General features: G+C 73.4%; 2 protein-coding genes. One reads left to right on the forward strand and one right to left on the reverse strand.

Translation table 11 applies throughout. From position 1 onward, the window contains the following. Window positions 1-122: 122 nt before the first annotated feature. Window positions 123-1106: an adenosine deaminase gene (locus ACFV6I_RS36220; protein WP_063346434.1), complete on the reverse strand. Its 984-nt coding sequence runs from the start codon at window positions 1104-1106 to the stop codon at window positions 123-125. A gap of 173 nt (window positions 1107-1279) precedes the next feature. Between ACFV6I_RS36220 and ACFV6I_RS36225 the strand changes: the two genes are divergently transcribed. Then, window positions 1280-1596: DUF6158 family protein (locus ACFV6I_RS36225; RefSeq protein ID WP_380430211.1), on the forward strand; the 317-nt coding region annotated here is incomplete at its 3' end.

Below are 1596 nucleotides of genomic sequence, written 5' to 3' on the forward strand. Positions count from 1 at the left end.
CATAGTCACCACACTCGATCCCCCCGCTTTGGCCCACCTTGCGGACCCCCCCGCCCCCCGGCCCCGGGACCACACCAGGGGGGGCGGGGCGGCTGGCCGTCAGGCGCCGCCCAGGACAGTGCCTAGAAGCGGAACTCCTCGACCTCGGCCAGCAGTTCGGCCCGGCGCTCGTCATCGATGAAGGAGGCCCGGAAGGAGTTCGCGGCGAGCCGGCGCAGGGTCTCCTCGTCGAGCGCGAGGGCCTGCTGCACGGCACGGAAGTTGTCGTCGACGTAGCCGCCGAAGTACGCCGGGTCGTCCGAGTTGACGGTGACCAGCAGGCCGGCCTCCAGCATCTCGCGCAGCGGGTGGTCGGCGAGGGTGTCGATGCACCGCAGGCGGACGTTGGAGAGCGGGCAGAGCGTCAGCGGGACCTGCTCGCGGACCAGCCGCGCGACCAGCTCGCCGTCCTCCAGGCAGCGCAGGCCGTGGTCGATCCGCTCGACGCCGAGCACGTCCAGCGCCTCGGTGATGTAGGACGCCGGGCCCTCCTCGCCCGCGTGCGCGACACGGCGCAGCCCGGCCTCGGCGGCCCGCCGGTAGACCTCGCGGAACTTGGCCGGCGGGTGGCCGACCTCGGCCGAGTCGAGGCCGATGCCCGCGATCCGGTCGAAGTACGGGCGGGCGGCCTCGAAGGTCTCCAGCGCGGATTCGGCGGACTCGTCCCGCAGGAAGCACATGATCAGCTGGGTGCTGATCCCGTGCCGCTCCTCGCTGCGCGCCAGCGCCCGGGTCAGGCCGTCGACCACCACGCCGAGCGGCACGCCGCGCGCGGTGTGCGCCTGCGGGTCGAAGAAGATCTCCGCGTGCCGCACCCCCGCCTCGGCCGCCCGGGTGAGGTAGGCGTCGGCGAGGTCGGCGAAGTCCTCCTCGGTGCGCAGCACGGCCATCAGCGCGTAGTACAGGTCCAGGAAGGACTGCAGGTCGCTGAAGGAGTACGCCGTCCGCAGCGCCTCGGTGTCGGCGTAGGGCAGCGTGACCGCGTTGCGGGCGGCGAGGGCGAAGGCGAGTTCGGGCTCCAGGGTGCCTTCGATGTGGAGGTGGAGTTCGGCCTTGGGGAGCGGCATGGGGGATCTGTCCGAGCTGTAGGGGGCGGGAGCGAAGAGTCCAGAAGCATTCATCCTACGATCCGTTCGATCACGACCGGCCTGACGGGCGCGCCCCCCGCCACCCGACCTGGTGCACCGGCCGGGGGCAGCGGGCACCCTGGAGGAGGGGGCTTCCGCCGAGGAGGTACCAGATGCGGCACGTCGAGGATCCGCACATCCGGCCTGCGGGCGTCTCCCCGCACGCCCTGGGCAACGACACGCTCCTGCACGAGCTGGAACAGCTGCACCGCACGCGCCACGAGACCTTCCTGTACGGCTCGGAGGAGGCCCTCAAGCGGCACACCCTGCGCACCGGGCAACTGGAGGCCGAGTACCTGCACCGCTTTCCCGGCCGGCTGGTGACGGCCGGGCGGACCAGGGCCGGCGCCCGGGCCCGCGAGGCGGCGGCCCCGGGGGTGTGGCGGGCCCAGTGGACGTGGCCCCGCCCCCCCCCCCCCCCCCCGGCACC

This window comes from Kitasatospora sp. NPDC059803 (assembly GCF_042732255.1).
GTDB lineage: Bacteria > Actinomycetota > Actinomycetes > Streptomycetales > Streptomycetaceae > Kitasatospora.